Origin of the sequence: uncultured Leifsonia sp. (genome assembly GCF_945957465.1) — a bacterium.
In the GTDB taxonomy this organism is placed as follows: Bacteria; Actinomycetota; Actinomycetes; order Actinomycetales; family Microbacteriaceae; genus Leifsonia.
This window is the reverse complement of record NZ_CAMFLC010000003.1, coordinates 99,210-114,768: the sequence shown is the minus strand read 5'-3', so window position 1 is coordinate 114,768 and position 15,559 is coordinate 99,210. Positions and strand designations below refer to the sequence as shown.

General features: G+C 69.8%; 15 protein-coding genes and 1 pseudogene. 9 read left to right on the top strand and 7 right to left on the bottom strand.

Annotated features, from left to right (window positions below):
• Nucleotides 1-1,107 carry an AI-2E family transporter gene (locus Q0Q23_RS02785; RefSeq protein WP_295118945.1) on the bottom strand — a complete coding sequence of 369 codons (1,107 nt, stop codon included), beginning with the start codon at nucleotides 1,105-1,107 and terminating at the stop codon, nucleotides 1-3.
• Nucleotides 1,108-1,348: 241 nt separating this feature from the next.
• Here Q0Q23_RS02785 and Q0Q23_RS02780 point away from each other — a divergent pair, with 241 nt between their 5' ends.
• The 8 genes and pseudogenes from Q0Q23_RS02780 to Q0Q23_RS02745 all read left to right on the top strand — a co-directional run bounded on the left by Q0Q23_RS02780 (nucleotide 1,349) and on the right by Q0Q23_RS02745 (nucleotide 9,088).
• On the top strand, nucleotides 1,349-2,560 hold the full coding sequence (locus tag Q0Q23_RS02780; protein ID WP_295118942.1) for an ROK family transcriptional regulator: 1,212 nt from the start codon (nucleotides 1,349-1,351) through the stop codon (nucleotides 2,558-2,560).
• Complete coding sequence (locus tag Q0Q23_RS02775; protein WP_295118939.1) at nucleotides 2,557-3,765, top strand: Gfo/Idh/MocA family protein; 1,209 nt, start codon at nucleotides 2,557-2,559, stop codon at nucleotides 3,763-3,765. Before Q0Q23_RS02780 ends, Q0Q23_RS02775 begins: the two co-directional genes overlap by 4 nt.
• A gap of 91 nt (nucleotides 3,766-3,856) precedes the next feature.
• Nucleotides 3,857-5,122 carry a sugar ABC transporter substrate-binding protein gene (locus Q0Q23_RS02770; protein ID WP_295118936.1) on the top strand — a complete coding sequence of 422 codons (1,266 nt, stop codon included), beginning with the start codon at nucleotides 3,857-3,859 and terminating at the stop codon, nucleotides 5,120-5,122.
• A 2-nt stretch (nucleotides 5,123-5,124) separates the two neighbouring features.
• The gene (locus tag Q0Q23_RS02765) at nucleotides 5,125-6,108 is read left to right on the top strand and encodes a carbohydrate ABC transporter permease (protein WP_295118934.1); all 984 of its coding nucleotides are present in this window, start codon (nucleotides 5,125-5,127) and stop codon (nucleotides 6,106-6,108) included.
• Nucleotides 6,101-6,970: a carbohydrate ABC transporter permease gene (locus Q0Q23_RS02760; RefSeq protein ID WP_295118932.1), complete on the top strand. Its 870-nt coding sequence runs from the start codon at nucleotides 6,101-6,103 to the stop codon at nucleotides 6,968-6,970. The genes Q0Q23_RS02765 and Q0Q23_RS02760 overlap by 8 nt, the downstream gene beginning before the upstream one ends.
• Before the next feature lie 22 nt (nucleotides 6,971-6,992).
• A pseudogene (locus tag Q0Q23_RS02755) lies at nucleotides 6,993-7,340 on the top strand (Gfo/Idh/MocA family oxidoreductase); the annotation flags it as partial.
• A 54-nt stretch (nucleotides 7,341-7,394) separates the two neighbouring features.
• Entirely contained in the window at nucleotides 7,395-8,036 is a 642-nt protein-coding gene (locus Q0Q23_RS02750) for a Gfo/Idh/MocA family protein (protein ID WP_295119127.1), read from the top strand.
• Between the two features lie 26 nt (nucleotides 8,037-8,062).
• Entirely contained in the window at nucleotides 8,063-9,088 is a 1,026-nt protein-coding gene (locus Q0Q23_RS02745; RefSeq protein WP_295118929.1) for a Gfo/Idh/MocA family protein, read from the top strand.
• A gap of 51 nt (nucleotides 9,089-9,139) precedes the next feature.
• Here Q0Q23_RS02745 and Q0Q23_RS02740 read toward each other — a convergent pair whose 3' ends face one another.
• From Q0Q23_RS02740 to Q0Q23_RS02730, 3 genes are read right to left on the bottom strand one after another with little or no spacing between them, the layout of a single operon-like run.
• On the bottom strand, nucleotides 9,140-9,982 hold the full coding sequence (locus Q0Q23_RS02740; protein WP_295118926.1) for an NAD(P)-dependent oxidoreductase: 843 nt from the start codon (nucleotides 9,980-9,982) through the stop codon (nucleotides 9,140-9,142).
• A 58-nt stretch (nucleotides 9,983-10,040) separates the two neighbouring features.
• Complete coding sequence (locus Q0Q23_RS02735) at nucleotides 10,041-11,285, bottom strand: RNA polymerase sigma factor (RefSeq protein WP_295118923.1); 1,245 nt, start codon at nucleotides 11,283-11,285, stop codon at nucleotides 10,041-10,043.
• The gene (locus Q0Q23_RS02730) at nucleotides 11,282-11,620 is read right to left on the bottom strand and encodes a YciI family protein (RefSeq protein WP_295118920.1); all 339 of its coding nucleotides are present in this window, start codon (nucleotides 11,618-11,620) and stop codon (nucleotides 11,282-11,284) included. Before Q0Q23_RS02730 ends, Q0Q23_RS02735 begins: the two co-directional genes overlap by 4 nt.
• Before the next feature lie 193 nt (nucleotides 11,621-11,813).
• On the opposite strand from Q0Q23_RS02730, the gene Q0Q23_RS02725 reads away from it, so the two are divergent.
• Nucleotides 11,814-12,935: a hypothetical protein gene (locus tag Q0Q23_RS02725; RefSeq protein WP_295118917.1), complete on the top strand. Its 1,122-nt coding sequence runs from the start codon at nucleotides 11,814-11,816 to the stop codon at nucleotides 12,933-12,935.
• A 9-nt stretch (nucleotides 12,936-12,944) separates the two neighbouring features.
• Here the strand turns inward: Q0Q23_RS02725 and Q0Q23_RS02720 are convergent, their stop codons facing one another.
• The 3 genes from Q0Q23_RS02720 to Q0Q23_RS02710 are packed head-to-tail and all read right to left on the bottom strand — an operon-like array spanning nucleotide 12,945 to nucleotide 15,537.
• Nucleotides 12,945-13,463 (bottom strand): DUF2017 domain-containing protein, encoded by a 519-nt coding sequence (locus Q0Q23_RS02720; protein ID WP_295118914.1) that lies wholly within the window; start codon nucleotides 13,461-13,463, stop codon nucleotides 12,945-12,947.
• Nucleotides 13,460-13,735, bottom strand: coding sequence for an ATP-dependent Clp protease adapter ClpS (gene clpS / locus Q0Q23_RS02715; protein ID WP_295119124.1), 276 nt, complete (start codon nucleotides 13,733-13,735; stop codon nucleotides 13,460-13,462). Before clpS ends, Q0Q23_RS02720 begins: the two co-directional genes overlap by 4 nt.
• A 23-nt stretch (nucleotides 13,736-13,758) precedes the next feature.
• A complete protein-coding gene (locus tag Q0Q23_RS02710; protein WP_295118912.1) occupies nucleotides 13,759-15,537 on the bottom strand; it encodes a glycoside hydrolase family 15 protein in 1,779 nt (592 codons plus the stop codon).
• Between the last annotated feature and the right edge of the window lie 22 nt (nucleotides 15,538-15,559).

Here is a 15,559-nt window from a genome sequence, read left to right as displayed (position 1 = left end):
CTAGGTCCGGTCTTTCCGCGGCATCACGACCTCTTTGATGATGAGGATGATGCCCGCCGAGATCGGGATGGCGACCAGCGCCCCGGGGAGGCCGAAGAGGGTCGAGCCGGCGAGCGCGGAGATGAGCACGACGGACCCCGGCACCTGGACGGCCTTTCCCATCACCTTCGGCGTCAGGATGTAGGCCTCCACCTGCATGTAGATCAGCATGAAGACGAGCACAACGACGCCGCTGACGGGGGAGTGGATGAGGGCGAGCACCGTCATCACGGCGGTCGTCAGCACGGTGCCGATGAGCGGGATGAGCGTGATGAAGAACGCCGCCAGGGCGATCAGGAACGCCCCGGGCACGCCGGTGATCAGCAGCAGGATGAGGCTGTAGGTCGCGTTGAAGAACGCGAGGATGACCATGCCGCTCAGATACTTGCCGAAGTTCTCCAGGATCCGCTCCGAGTAGCCCTCGAAACGGGCGCGGTGCGATCGGCGCACGAGGTGGTACAGCGACTGCTTGGTGGAGTCGTAGGAGGCGATGAAGTAGATCGTCAGGATGGCGATGAAGAAGCCGGTGGTGAAGGCGTTCAGCACCGAGAGGCCGAAGCCAAGGAGACCGTTGCCGACGTTCGCCCAGGTCTGCGGGTTCTTCACCTGGTCGGAGATCCAGGTGAGCGCCTGCCCGAGGACGCCGTTGCTGGCTTCGTTCGTGGCGTCGAACCAGCCCTCGGCGCGCAGTTTCGCGACCTCGGCCGGGATGGCGGTCGCCAGGTTGGAGATCTGCGTGACCAGCAGGGGCACGACGACCCAGACGATCGCGACGAGCACTCCGACGATCAGCAGGATCACCGTGACGATGGCCCATGCCCGTTTCATCCCGTGCCGCTGGAACCAGCGGATCAGGGGGTCGAGCCCGACCGTCGCGAACGCGGCGAGGAAGACCGAAAAGATGATCGACCGCAGGCCGTAGAGCATGTACCCGGCGGCGATCGCTCCCAGCGCGCCGAGGGTGACCACGAAGCCGAACAGCAGCGGGCTGCGCCGCAGCAGCGGTGCCCCGGCCGGGTCTGCGCCGCGGGTCGCGGAGCGGCGCTCGGGCGACTGGATGAATCGCATGAAGGCTCCCTGCTCGCTCGTCGCTCGCTCATCGAACGTCAGGGCGAGCGTATTGGGCTCCGTGCGGGCCCGACAAGAGCGACGCGCCCGTCGCCGGCCCGGCTGCGTCGGTCGTGGACAATACGCAAGTTCTTTTGCTTGTATTCGGAGGTGTATTGACCTCGGGTGTTCAGTCGTGCTCTACTGTCCGAAAGCAATTACAAAAGCCAGTTTCTTTGTAAACGGACGGAGAGGTCCTGCGATGCTTCCGGTGGAGAACAGCGCGCACGATGCGCGCCAGGCGAACCAGAGCGGCGCCCGCGTCGCGGTCGCCCTCCGCGACGGCGGCCGTGCCACCGTGGCGCAGCTGGCCGAGCGCACCGGTCTCTCGCGTCCGACCGTGGAGGCCGCCCTTCCGTCTCTTCGCGAGCGCGGCCTGGTCGACATGATCGAGGAGCACACCGCCGGCGGCCGCGGAGCAGGGCGCCCCGCACGCATCTTCGAGTTCGCCGCCGACGCCGGCCTCCTCGTCGGAGTGGACGTCGGCATCCACCGGGTGCGGGTCGTCGTCGCCGACCTGAGCGGCCGGATCGTCGCCTGGTATCAGCGCGACATCGAGCAGCGCTTCGTGGGAGCGGGGCGGCTCGACAACGTCAAAGACGCGGTGAACACCTGCTTCAGCCGGGCCGGCATCGACATCGGCCGCCTGGCCTCCCTCTCGGGAATGGCGGTCGCCGTGTCGGGCATGGTCGGCCCGGACGGCCGGCTCGCCGTCTCGCACAACTTCCCCGACTGGGAGGGCGTCGACATCGCGGGCAGGCTGAGCGAGCAGTACGGCTGCCCGGTCAGCATCGAGAACGACATGCGACTGGCGGCGCTCGCCGAGCACCGCATGGGAGCCGCCCGCCTGGTCGACGACGTCGCCTACTTCTTCGCCGGTCACCGCATCTCCATGGGCTTGATCATCGACGGCAAGCTGCGCCGCGGACGGCACGGTGCCGCCGGCGAGATCGGCGGCAGTGTCTTCTCGATGCACGTCGACGACTCCGGCCAGCTGCGTTGGGAGACCGGCGAGACGGCCGAGGACGTGTTCCGCGCCGCAGCCGCAGGGGATGCCGCGGCGCGGGCGGAGATCGACGAGTTCGTCCGCGGCGTGGCGACCGGCATCGCGACGGTCACGATGGCCGTCGACCCGGACGTCGTCGTGGTCGGCGGCGGCCTGTCGCGCGCCGGCGAGGAACTGCTGCGCCCGCTGCGCGCGGCCGTCATGGCCGAGATCGGGGTGCCCGTCCGGCCGTCCATCATCCAGTCCGAGCTCGGTGCCGAATCGGTGGTTCTCGGCGCCTTGGCGCTGGCCTCCGGTCAGGCGATGGATCGGCTCTACCTGGCCCCGGACCTCCCGGAGCCCGAAATCGATGTCGCCGGGGCGCGTGCCAGGGCGGCGCAGGAGACGCTGGAGGAAGCGAGCAGATGAGCGTGGATGTGACCGAACAGCAGGCGGCGCACCGATCGGGCGACGCCTCGACCCCGCCGTTGCGGATCGCCGTGATCGGGGCCGGTGCGCGGTCGGAGATCGCCGCGCACGCCGTGACCGCCGGTGAGGGTGTGATCGTCGCGATCGCCGATCCGAGCGCCGCCGCCCGGGAGCGCGCGGCCGTGGAGTTCGGCCGGCCTCGGCTGTTCGCCGGCCACCGGGAGCTGATCGCCGCAGTCTCCGGAATCGACGCGGCCTTCGTGACATCGCCAGACCACACGCACGCCGAGATCGCCATCGACCTCCTGAGAGCCGGGATCGCCGTCTACCTCGAGAAGCCCCTCGCGATCGACGTGGCCGACGCCGACGCCATCCTGGAGGCCGCAGCCGAGACCGGCACCCCGCTGTACGTCGGTCACAACATGCGGCACATGGCCGTCATCCAGACAATGCGCGACATCATCCGACGGGGCGAGATCGGCGAGGTCAAGGCGATCTGGTGCCGGCACTTCGTCGGCAACGGCGGCGACTACTACTTCAAGGACTGGCACGCCGAACGCGCCAAGTCCAACGGGCTGCTGCTGCAGAAGGGCGCCCACGACATCGACATCATCCACTGGCTCGCCGGGGGCTACTCCGAGCTGGTCACCGGCATGGGCGGCCTCTCGCTCTACGGAGCAATCGACGACCGGCGCGACAACTCCGACCGTTCGATGCCCGACTGGTTCTCGATGGATGCCTGGCCGCCGCTGGCCCAGCGCGAGCTGAACCCGGTGATCGACGTCGAGGACATCTCGATGGTGACCATGCACCTGGACAACGGGGTCTTCGCCTCGTACCAGCAGTGCCACTACACACCGGACTACTGGCGCAACTACACCGTGATCGGCACGGAGGGGCGCCTGGAGAACTTCGGCGACTCGGACGGCGCGATCGTGCGCGTCTGGAATCGCCGGACGACGTACAACCCCGCCGGAGACGCCGAGTACACCGTGCTCGGCGACGAAAGCGGACACGCGGACGCGGACCGGCTCACCGTCGCCGAGTTCGTGCGCTTCGTGCGGGAGGGCACTGCGACGACGACGTCCGCAGTGGCTGCCCGCAATGCGGTGGCCACCGCCGTGGCGGCCACCGAATCGCTCCGAGACGGGTCCCGGCCCCGAGCCGTGCCCGCCGTGGATGCGAAGATCGCCGCGCGGTTGTAGCGGCGGCACCATGCAACACGAAGATCCGGGCCGGCGAGTGGAGTCGCCGACCCGGTAAGGCACCGACAACCCCCTCATCGAAGGAGAACCAATGCGAAAAGCCCTGCTCGCGGCCGCGGCCGCTGTCGCCTCCGCGGTCGTACTCGCCGGATGCTCGTCCAACACTGGCAGCGGTTCCGATGCCCCTGCCGATCATAATCTCTCGGCCAGCATCTCCTACGCGTTCTGGGACGTGAACCAGAAGCCGGCCATGGAGGCCCTGATCAAGGACTTCAACAAGGAGTATCCGAACATCAAGGTGACCACCCAGATCACGCCCTACCAGAACTACTTCACCAAGCTGCAGACCCAGGGCTCGTCGAAGACCCTCCCGGACGTCTTCTGGATGAACGGGCCGAACTTCCAGCTCTACGCGTCCAACGGGCTGCTCGAGCCGGTCGGCTCCGGCATCAAGCCGGCGAACTACCCCAAGGCGCTCGACGACCTGTACAGCTATGACGGAAAGCAGTACGGCGTGCCGAAGGACTTCGACACGATCGGGGTCTTCTACAACAAGGCCGTCTTCGACAAGGCGGGAGTCGCCTACCCGACCGCCGACTGGACCTGGGACGAGTTCCACCAGAAGGCCAAGGAGATCTCCGACAAGCTGAAGGGCGAAGGCATCTACGGCGTCGCCAGCGGCCTCTCCGGCGGCCAGGAAATGTACTACAACACCATCCTGCAGGCCGGCGGCTCGATCATCTCGAGCGACGGCAAGAAGTCGGGCTACGACGACCCGAAGTCGATCAAGGGCCTTCAGTTCGTGCGCGACCTGATCGCCGACGGATCCTCCCCGACGCTCTCGCAGCTGTCGGACACCCCGCAGGACCAGTGGTTCATCAACTCCAAGTCGGCCATGATCTGGTCGGGGACCTGGCTCAACTCCGAGCTGCTCGCCTCGCCGATCAAGAGCACCATCGCCCTGGCTCCGCTGCCCAAGGGCGAGCGTCAGGCGACGGTCATCCACGGTCTCGCCAACGTCGTCGCGAAGGACTCCAAGAACAAGTCCGCGGCGATCGCCTTCCAGAACTATCTGGGCGGCAAGGAGGCGGCCGAGACCCAGGCCAAGATGGGCGCGGCCAACCCGGCCTTCAACGGCACCCAGCAGGCGTTCGTCGACACCGCGCCGTGGGATCTGAACATCTTCGAGAAGGCGGCGGCCGACTACGCGTTCCCGTACCCGATCTCCAAGAACACCGCGGCCTGGAACAAGGCCGAGAGCGACCTCCTGCCCGACGCCTTCAGCGGCAAGAAGCCGGTCGACGAGGTCGCCAAGGAGCTCGCCAAGCAGATGAACGCGGACCTCGCCAAAGAGTGACCATGTCCACTCAGACGATCACGAAGGGAGCGGGCGCCGCGCAGACGGCGCCCGCCTCCCGGGGCGAAAACGCTCCGCAGCCGCGCCGCGGTACCCGGTTCTCCCGGGGCGAACGGCTGCGCAAGGACGGCTGGTGGGCGCTGCTGTTCGTCGGCCCGCTGCTGTTCGGCGTGCTGGTGTTCTACATCTGGCCGATCTTCCGCAACGCCTACTTCAGCTTCACCACCTGGGGCGCGTTCGGCGGCGCCACCTGGTCGGGGCTCTCGAACTACCAGCAGATGCTGGCCGACCCCGAGTTCTGGAGGGCGATCCTCAACACGCTGATCTACGTCGGCATCCTGCTGCTGGGTATCCCGCTCGCGGTGCTGTTCGCCGCCCTGATCAATCGGCCGGGGCTGAAGTTCGCAGCCGCGTACCGCACCGCGTTCTTCCTTCCGTATGTCGCGATGCCCGCCGCCATCTCGATGGTGTGGCGGATCATCTTCAACGGCGACTTCGGCGTGATCAACTACACGCTGTCACTGGTCGGCATCCACGGACCGAACTGGCTGAGCACGGAATGGTTCGCGCTCTTCGCGGTCGGCGTCGTCGGGGTGTGGATCTCGCTCGGCTTCAACCTCATCGTGCTCTCGGCGGGCATGCGCAGCATCCCGCCGGAGATGTACGAGGCGTCGTCGATCGACGGCGCCACGCGCACGCGGCAGTTCTTCTCGATCACCGTCCCGCTGCTCAGCCCGTCGATCTTCTTCGTGTCGGTGATCACCGTGATCACCGGATTCCAGCTCTTCGACCTGCTGTACGCGCTCATGGGCACCGGCAATCCGGCCATCAACCAGACGCAGTCGCTCGTGTACCTGTTCTTCGCGCATCAGCAGACCGGTGACAACGGGTATGCGGCGGCGGTCGGCGTCGCGATCCTCGTGCTGGTCGGCGCGTTCACGATGCTCCAGTTCCGCATGCAGAAGAGGTGGGTCAACTATGTCTAGCTCGGTCGTCTCCCCGCCGCGCGCGGGTCGCGCGGTCGCAGGCCGTGCCCGCAGCCGCAACGGCCTGACCCACGTCGTGCTGATCGTCGCGTCGCTCCTGATGATCTTCCCGTTCGTCTGGCAGATCCTGATGTCGCTGGCGACGAACGCGCAGGTGACGTCTGTTCCGCCCACGGTCTGGCCGGGCACGCTCCACTTCGAGAACTTCGCGCACGTGTTCGACCAGCTGCCCTTCCTGAATCAGCTGTGGGTCTCGGTCGCCGTGACGGTGATCCGCACGGTCGGTCAGCTCCTGCTGTGCTCGATGGCCGGCTACGCCTTCGCGCGGATGGAGTTCCCCTTCCGGCGGAGCATCTTCGCCCTCGTGCTCGCCATCCTGATGGTGCCGCCGCAGGTCTACCTGTTGCCGCAGTACCAGATCGTGCAGGGGCTCGGCTGGCTCAACACCATCGCCGGCATCGCGGCGCCCGGAATCTTCAGCGCGTTCGGCACGTTCATGATGCGGCAGTTCTTCCTCGGACTCCCCGACGAACTGGCCGAGGCCGCGCGCCTCGACGGTGCGAACCACTTCCAGGTGTTCTGGAAGGTCATGCTGCCGCTGGCCAGACCCGGTCTCTCCGCGCTCGCGATCATCACCGTCCTGGCCTCTTGGAACGACCTGCTCTGGCCGCTCATCGTCGCAACGGACTCCACGCAGATGCCTCTCGCACCGGGCATCGCCACACTCACCAGTCAGCGCTCCATCCCGGACTTCCCGCTGCTGCTCGCCGCAAGCCTGCTGGCCATGGCTCCGGTGCTCATCCTGTTCCTCCTCATGCAGCGGCGCGTCATCGACGGCATCGCCTTCTCCGGTCTCAAGTGACCGGGCTGCTCCACGATCGAGAAAGGCACACCCCGTGACCTCCCTTCGAGTCGGCCTCATTGGGGCCGGCGGTATCTCCCGCGTCCACGCGGACGGCTGGCGCGCCCTCGGCGCGGCGGTCACCGTGTACTCGCACGAGGGCTCCGACGCGCTCGCGGCGCAGTACGGCTTCGCGGTCGCGTCTTCGCTGGACGACCTCCTCGCGGCCGCGGACATCGTCGACATCGTGACCCCGACCACGAGCCACGCCCCGCTCGCCCTGACGGCGATCCGGGCCGGCAAGCACGTGGTGTGCGAGAAGCCGCTCGCGGGTACGGTCGACGATGCGCGCGAGGTGGTCGACGCTGCACGCGAGTCCGGCGTCCGGCTCTTCCCCGCGCATGTCGTACGGTACTTCCCCGACTACGCCGCACTGCGCCGCCAGGTGGAGGCCGGGCTCATCGGCGAACCGGCCGTCCTCCGCTTCGTGCGGGGCGGAGAGGCCCCGCGCACCGGGACGTGGTTCCACGACGTGCACCGCGGAGGCGGCATCGTGCGCGACCAGATGATCCACGACCTCGATCAGGCGCTCTGGATGGCGGGCGACATCGTCCGCGTCTACGCAGCGCAGAGCGCATCCGCCGGTGACGCCGACGCTCCGGACGCCGTGACGGCGCATGTGGTGCTCACCCACGCGAACGGCGCGCTCAGCCACGTGCAGGGCACCTGGGGTGCCCGCGGGCTGCCGTTCCGCACGTCCGCGGACGTCGCGGGATCCGCCGGGGTCCTCAGCCTCGACTCGGCGCCGACCGCCAGCCGGGTGGACATCCCGTCGGCGCACGCGGGCGACGGCTACCTGCCGCCTCCCACCCTGACCGAGAGCCCCTACACCGCCCAGTTGCGCGACTACGTCGCGGCGATCGCCGAGCAGCGGGATGCGCGCGTGACTCCCGAGGACGGCCTCCGGGCCGTCGTCGTCGCCGAGGCCGCGATGGAATCGTTGCGCACCGGCCGCCCCGTCGACATCGACCTGTCGTCCGTCTCCGAGCCGGCGCCCGCGGCCGTTGCGGCCGGTGTCGGCGCATGACACGCATCGCTCCCGAGGAGTCCCCGTTGAACGCACCCGCCTCCCGGCCGCTCAGAGTGGCCGTGCTCTCCTTCGCCCACACGCACGCGATCGGCTACTGCCGCGCGCTCGCCGGCCGGGCCGACATCGACCTGGTGGTCACCGACCCGGACGGAGCTTCGGCACCCGACGACGCATCGCGCGGCGCCGCTCTCGCCGATTCGCTGGGAGTGCGCTACGTGCAGTCGTACACCGACGCGCTCGCCTGGGGTCCCGATGCCGTGATCGTCACCGCCGAGAACGCGCGTCATCGCGAGCTGGTGGAGGCCGCGGCCGCGGTGGGTGCCCACATCCTCTGCGAGAAACCGCTCGCCACGACGGTCGAGGACGCCGAGGCGATGCTCGCCGCCGTCGAACGTGCGGGTGTCACCCTGATGACCGCGTATCCCGTGCGGTTCGCGCCGTCGTTCGCCGACCTCGTGCACCGCGTGCGGTCGGGACAGCTGGGCACTCTGCTGGCGGTCACAGGCACCAACAACGGCAAGCTCCCCGCCGAGCGGGCCTGGTTCACCGACCCTGCGCTGTCGGGCGGCGGCGCGCTGGTCGACCACGTCGTGCACTGCGCCGACCTGCTCGACGAGCTCCTCGGCGAGCAGCCCGACTCCGTGCACGCGGTCGCGAACCGGATCCTCCACCCCGGGTCGGCGGTGGAGACCGGCGGCCTGGTGACGGCCGTGTACCCGAGCGGGGTGGTGGCGACGATCGACTGCTCCTGGAGCGTGCCGCAGAGTGCGCCGACGTGGGGCGGTCTGACGCTGCAGGTCACGGGAACGCGCGGCTCGGTCACGATCGCGCCCTTCGCTCCGCACCTCGGCGGCCAGACACTGGACGGCCCCGTGTGGGTGCCGCTCGGCGCGGATCTGGATGCAGCGATGCTCGACGAGTTCCTCGACGCCGTGCGCAGCGGTCGCCCGGCGACGCCGGACGGCCAGGTCGGCCTCCGCACGCTGCGCGTGGTCGATGCCGCGCGGCGCTCTGCGGCGACGGGTGAGGTGGTGGTGCCCGCCGCCTGAGCGGGAATGCAGTGCGGCAAATGTTCACACGGCGGTGCAGGGGAGGGACGGTCAGCGATCGCGGGCGATGACGGAGAAGTCGTCGTCGCCGTGCCCGGCGTCGATGGCGCGTTGCAGTTCGGCGGCGACGAGCGCGACGGCCGGGAGGGGGACGTCGGCAGTCGCGAGCATCAGCCGAGTGTCCTTCGCGAGCGCGTCGGCCGTGAACTGCGCGTCGCCGTAGTCGCCCGCCGTGACGAGCGCGCCCTTCTGCGCGGCCAGCGGCGCGATCGCCGTCAGCGCCAGAGTGGAGAGCACGTCGTCGTCGCCGAGCCCGGCGGCGCGCCCGAGGCGCAGCGCCTCCGACAACGTCTCCATCGACACCGCCAGCGCGAGGTTGGCGACCAGCTTCGCCGCTGCGGCGGCGGCCGGCGAGCCGAAGGTGCGGAGCTTCTCCTGGTCGGCCCACAGCGTCACGATCCGTTTGGCCTCCCGCACTGCATCGCTCTCGCCGCCGACGAGGACGGCGAGCGCGCCCGCGCGCGCGGGAGCGAGCGACCCGACGACGGGCGCTGCCACGTAGCGGATCCCGGCGTCGGCGGCGCGTCCGGCGAACTCGGTCGCATCGGCGGGGGAGACCGTGGTGACGTCGATCCACAGCGTCCCCGCCCGCCAGGGGAGCCCGGCCTCGGTGATCGTCTCGCGCACGGCCTCCGGACCGAACAGCACGCTCACGACCGCGTCGGCCCCGGCGATGGCCTCGGCCGCGGTCGAGGCGACCCGCGCCCCGCGCCGCCCGATGCTCTCTGCGGCTTCGGGCGAGCGGTTCCACACCGTCACCCGGTGGCCTGCGTCGATCAGATGCGGAACGAGTTCGCGGCCCATCCGGCCGAGCCCGAGGAATGCGATGTCCATGGGGCCACTCTCCACCCCGGCGGAGAGCAGTGGAAGGGGCGAGCGCGGATGCGACCGTTCAGCCCTCCGGCAGCAACGCCCGCCGCCGCCCGAGGAACTCCCGCTCGCTCTCATTGCCGCACAGCCGCAGCGCAGCGTCGTACTCCTCTGCCGCCTCGCGCTCGCGCCCGGCACGTGCCAGAAGCCCGGCCCGCACCCCGTGCAGCAGATAGAAACCGCTGAGCGTGTCCCGCAGCGGCTCGATCGCCGCCACCCCCGCCGACGGTCCCGACGCCTCCGCCACGGCGACCGCCCGATTCAGCGCGACCACCGGTGACGGCTGCACACGAAGGAGCTGGTCGTACAGCGTGACGATCTGCCGCCAATCCGTGTCTTCGGCCAGCGCAGCGTCGTCGTGCACGGCCTGGATCGCCGCCTGCAGTTGGTATGGTCCCGGCCGGCCGAGCAGCAGGCAGCCGCGCACGAGGTCGTGCCCCTCGGCGATGAGCGCCGTGTCCCAGGACGACCGATCCTGGTCCGGAAGCGCGATCAACGCTCCCGACGCGTCCGAGCGCGCCGGCCGGCGCGCGTCGATCAGGAGCAGCAGCGCGAGGAGGCCCGCCGGCTCCGGCTCCTCCGGAAGCAGCCCGACGACGAGGCGCGCGAGACGGATCGCCTCCGCGCAGAGCTCCTCACGCACCAGCCGGTCGCCGGCGCTCGCCGTGTAACCCTCGTTGAAGATCAGGTAGACGACCGCCAGCGCGGAGGCCAGCCGCACGGCAAGATCGTCGGAGGACGGCACCCGGTACGGGATGCGCGCCTGACGGATCTTCGACTTGGCGCGCGAGATGCGCTGCGCCAGGGTCGGCTCGGGCACCAGGAAGGCTCGCGCGATCTCCGACGTGCTCAGGCCGCCGAGCAGCCGGAGCGTCAGCGCGACGCGGGCGTCCTGGCCGAGCGCCGGGTGGCAGCAGGTGAAGATCAGCCGGAGGCGTTCATCCGCGACGGGCCCGTCGTCCGTCGACTCCAGGGACGACGCGAGGACGAGAAGCTCCGCCGCTTCGGCCTCCTTCGAACGCCCCAGGGCCTCCCGCCGAAGCCGGTCGATCGCGCGCCGCCGGGCCGTGGTGATGATCCAGCCCGCCGGGGCCGCGGGCACCCCGTCGACCGGCCAGCGCGTCACAGCGACCGCGAAGGCGTCCTGCACCGCGTCCTCCGCGCGGTCCAGGTCGCCGGTGTACCGGTACAGCACCGAGACGGCGCGGCCGAACTCCGAACGGAAAACGGCCGCCACCGCCTCGGCGCCATCAGCGGGCACGGTCATGCGAACGGGCGCACCTCGATCGGCAGCGTCGTGGCGACCGCCAGGCGCTTGCCCCACGCGAGGGCGGCGTCGAGATCGGGCACCTCGACGATCGTGAAGCCGCCGAGATGCTCCTTGCCCTCTGCGAACGGACCGTCGGTGACGAGCACTTCGTCTCCGTCCGGCCGCAGCACGGTCGCCGACGCGGGCGGGAGCAGCCCGTTCGAGAACACCCACGCGCCGGCGGCGCGCATCTCGTCGTTGAGCCGGTCGAGGTTCGCGCCGATCGCGGCGAGCGCCTCCGGCTCGGGGATGGGTCCGTCGGGCTGGTAGACGCTGAGCAGATATTGGGTCATGGTCGAATTCCTTCCTCTCACCGTCTACACGAACGGGAGGACGTCATCTCGACATCATGACGCGGACTCCAGCGACACGGCCAGCGGCCGCAAGCGCGCCGCACGAGTCGGAGGGCTTGTGCCGTTCTGGAGCCGCGACGAGACTGGGCGGACCGGTCGCCGACGTCCGGCCCGGGACGACCGAGGAGGAAACGTGGAGTACAAGGACATTCCGACCAAGGCCGACATCGAGCGGATCGCGGCACTGCGCGAGCCGGGGTGCGTGAGCATCTACCTGCCGACCGGCAGTACGCCGCCGGAAGCCGACCGCGCGCGCATCGAGCTCAAGAACCACCTGGGTCTGGCGGTCAAGTCCCTGGAGGCCATGGGCATCGCCCGCGGCACGATCAGCCGCATCCAGGCCGAGGGGGAGCACATCCTCGAAGACCGGGACTTCTGGAGGTACCAGTCGCGCTCCCTGGCGGTGTTCCTGGACGGCGAGGTGGCCGAGACCTTCCGCCTGCCGAATCGCCTGACCTCCACCTGCGAGGTCGCGGACCGGTTCTACGTCAAGCCGCTTCTGCGCGCGGTGACCTTCCCGCAGTCCGCGCTCATCCTGGCGCTCGCGCAGAACTCGGTGCGGCTGATCCGCATCGACCCGGAGGCGCCGCCGGCGCTCGTCGAGGTGGAGGGCATGCCGAAGAACGTCCCGTCGGCGGTCGGTCTGCCGTCGGTCAGCGGGCGCGCGGCCTCCGGCCGGGTCCAGGGCTCCGAAGGCCAGAAGGTCCGGATGCTGGAGTACGTGCAGGCGATCGAGCGAGCGCTGCATCCGCTGCTGGCGACCTCCACCGAGCCGCTGATCCTCGCGGCGGCCGAGCCCTTGGTGGGCATCTTCCGCGGAGCGTCGGACTACCCGCGCCTGCTCGACGACGTGATCGCCGGCAACCCGGAGGACAAGACGGAGGACGAGCTGGCGACTGCGGCGCGCGGCGTGCTCGACCGCCTGTACGCCGGCAAGATCGACGCCCTCAAAGAGGACTTCTCGACCCGCATCGCGGCGGGGACGGCGCTGGTCGACCTCAGCGACATCGCCCGGGCCGCGACCTACGGTGCCGTCGAGACGCTGATCTTCGACATCGACCGTCGCGTTCCGGGCTCCCTCGACGATGAGACCGGCAAGATCGCGTACGGCGACGATGACACTCCCGGCAACTACGGTGTGGTCGACGAGATCATCCGCCGCTCGCTGGCGTCGAAGGCCAAGGTGTACGCGCTGCGAGCGGAGGACGTGCCCGGCGGAGGCGCGGTCGCGGCAGCTGTGCGCTTCCCCGTCTGACGTTCCTCGTCAGTTGCGGGCGGCGCGTGTGAGGGCGAGCACGAGGAACTCCTGCACGGCGGCCAGCCAGTCGTAGACCGCTCGCCGGGTGGCCGACTCCAGGTCGTGCACCTCGCCCTCGTCGCCGTCGTGCTCGATGCCCAGCTCCACAGCGAGCGCGAGCCGCATGTCGGTGAGGGTGCGCAGCCAGGCCTGCGCTCCGGCGGCATCGAGACGCACCTCGACGGACTCGCCGCACGTCGAACCGAGCGAGTCCAGCAGCGTGCGGGCGTTGCCGGCCTTGCGCTCGGCGATCCGCTCGGCGGTGAACCGCCGGAACTCGGCCGAGGCCTCCGCATCGTCGGGATACGCGTCCGGGAGCAACCGCGCGAGCGCCGGGTCGGCGTGGCCGGAATCCGGCGCGGCTCCGTCGGCCGCGCGCTCGGCGCGGTCCGCGGCCTCCGCCGCGAACCGCCTCAGCACCTCGACCTCCCCCGACTCGAAGCGCGCGCGGACGCCGCCGTTCCGGTCGGCGCGGAACGGCCTCACGCGTCCGCCCTCTGCAGGGTCGCCCACAACCCGTACTCGTGCATGGCCTCCACGTGCCGCTCCATCTCCTCGCGTGTGCCGGTCGCGACCACCGCACGGCCCTCGGTGTGCACCAGCAGCATCAGCCGCCGCGCCTCCGCCTTCGCGAATCCGAAATAGCTCTGGAAGACGTAGGTCACGTACGACATCAGGTTGACCGGATCGTTCCACACGATGGTCACCCACGGCGAACCCAGTTCGAGTCGTTCGTCGAGGTCGACCTCCTCGCGGATCGCGGGCTCGGTGACGGCCGGTGTCACTGCGAACGCGCCTCCGCGATCGCGTCGGCGGCGCGCACGAGGGCGAGGTGCGTGAGCGCCTGCGGAGTGTTGCCGGCCTGCGAGCGGCCGTCGACGTCGTACTCCTCCGAGAGCATCCCCACATCGTTGGCCAGCGCGAGCAGCCGGTCCATCAGCCGGACCGCGTCGTCGACCCGTCCCGAGCGCGCATACTGCTCGACGAGCCAGAAGGAGCAGGCGAGGAACGGCTGCTCGCCGGGAGGCAGCCCGTCGACACCCTTCTCGGTGCGGTAACGCAGCAGGAGGCCGCCCTTCATCAGGTCCTCCTCGAGCGCCGTGACGGTTCCCAGCATCCGCGGGTCGTCGAAATCGCAGTAGCCGACCTGACCGAGCAGCAGCAGCGAGGCGTCGACCTCCTCGCTGCCGAAGTACTGCACGTACGTTCCGCGATGCTCGTCGAAGCCGTTCGCCTCCACATCGGCACGGATCTGATCGCGCAGGTGCTTCCAGCGCTCGACAGGGCCCTCGAGTCCGTACTCCTCCACGCCGCGGATGGCGCAGTCGAACGCCGCCCAGACCAGCGCACGGGAGTGCGTGAACATCTTCGGAGCGCCGCGGATCTCCCAGATCCCGTGGTCGGCATTGCGCCAGTTGTCCTCCAGAAAGCCCATCAGGGCACGCTGCAGCGCCCACGAGAACCGCGTCTCGGGCACCCCGGCCGCGCGGCCGTGATCGAGGGCGAGCATCACCTCTCCGATCACGTCCGCCTGGAACTGTGTCGAAGCGTCGTTGCCGATGCGCACCGGGTGCGCGCCCTGGTAGCCGGGGAGGCTGTCGATCTCGCGCTCAGCGAGGTCGCGTTCCCCCGCGAGCCCGTACATGATCTGCACGTCGCCCGGGTCGCCCGCGATAGCGCGCAGCAGCCAATCGCGCCAGTGACCGACGTAGTCGTTGTAGCCGTGGGCGAGCAGTACGGCGATCGTGAGGGAGGCATCCCTCAGCCACACGTAGCGGTAGTCCCAGTTGCGCTCGCCTCCGAACTGCTCGGGCAGCGAGGTCGTCGCGGCGGCGACGATTCCACCGGTCTCGAGGTGCGTCAGGGCGCGGAGGATGAGGAGCGACCGCACGACCTCGTCGCGGTACGGCCCGTCATGGGCGCAGCCCGCCGCCCAGTCGGTCCACCAGGCCCGCGTGCGCCGGAGCGCGTCCTCGACGTCGAGCGCGGCAGGCGCGTCGCGATGCGACGGGAACCAGGTCATCGAGAGGTCGACCGTCTGGCCGGCGTGCACCGTGAAGGTCCCTTCGTGGGCGTGGTCGCTCGCGTGCAGCGACGGGCCGCGGAAGACGAGGCCGTCCGGTCCGGCCACGGCAACGAGCGCGGGCGGCTTCCCGTCGGTCATCTTGCGCACCCAGGGGATCGCCGTGGCGTAGCCGAACCGGATCCGCAGTTCCTGGCGCATCTCGACCTGACCGCTCACGCCGCGCACCCGCCGCACGATGTCGGCCCGGTGGTCGCCCATCGGCATCGCGTCCACCACCTCCACCTCGCCCGTGGAGGTGCGCCAGCGGGTGACCAGGATCATGGTGTCGCGCTCGTACGTGCGCGTGCAGGTCGCGCCGGGATCCGCGGGGGCGAGCAGCCACCGCCCGTGGTCCTCGGTGCCCAGCAGGGCCCCGAAGGTCGACTGCGAGTCGTACCGCGGCAGGCACAGCCAGTCGATGCTGCCGTCCCGCCCGACGAGGGCTCCTGTGAAGCAATCACTGATCAGGGCGTAATCCTCGATGGGGAGCGACATATCCCCAGTATGGCCGTACTGT

Coding starts and splice junctions, on each gene's coding strand:
- Q0Q23_RS02785 (WP_295118945.1), bottom strand. CDS start 1,107: ATGCGATTCATCCAGTCGCCCGAGCGCCGCTCCGCGACCCGCGGCGCA.
- Q0Q23_RS02780 (WP_295118942.1), top strand. CDS start 1,349: ATGCTTCCGGTGGAGAACAGCGCGCACGATGCGCGCCAGGCGAACCAG.
- Q0Q23_RS02775 (WP_295118939.1), top strand. CDS start 2,557: ATGAGCGTGGATGTGACCGAACAGCAGGCGGCGCACCGATCGGGCGAC.
- Q0Q23_RS02770 (WP_295118936.1), top strand. CDS start 3,857: ATGCGAAAAGCCCTGCTCGCGGCCGCGGCCGCTGTCGCCTCCGCGGTC.
- Q0Q23_RS02765 (WP_295118934.1), top strand. CDS start 5,125: ATGTCCACTCAGACGATCACGAAGGGAGCGGGCGCCGCGCAGACGGCG.
- Q0Q23_RS02760 (WP_295118932.1), top strand. CDS start 6,101: ATGTCTAGCTCGGTCGTCTCCCCGCCGCGCGCGGGTCGCGCGGTCGCA.
- Q0Q23_RS02740 (WP_295118926.1), bottom strand. CDS start 9,982: ATGGACATCGCATTCCTCGGGCTCGGCCGGATGGGCCGCGAACTCGTT.
- Q0Q23_RS02735 (WP_295118923.1), bottom strand. CDS start 11,285: ATGACCGTGCCCGCTGATGGCGCCGAGGCGGTGGCGGCCGTTTTCCGT.
- Q0Q23_RS02730 (WP_295118920.1), bottom strand. CDS start 11,620: ATGACCCAATATCTGCTCAGCGTCTACCAGCCCGACGGACCCATCCCC.
- Q0Q23_RS02710 (WP_295118912.1), bottom strand. CDS start 15,537: ATGTCGCTCCCCATCGAGGATTACGCCCTGATCAGTGATTGCTTCACA.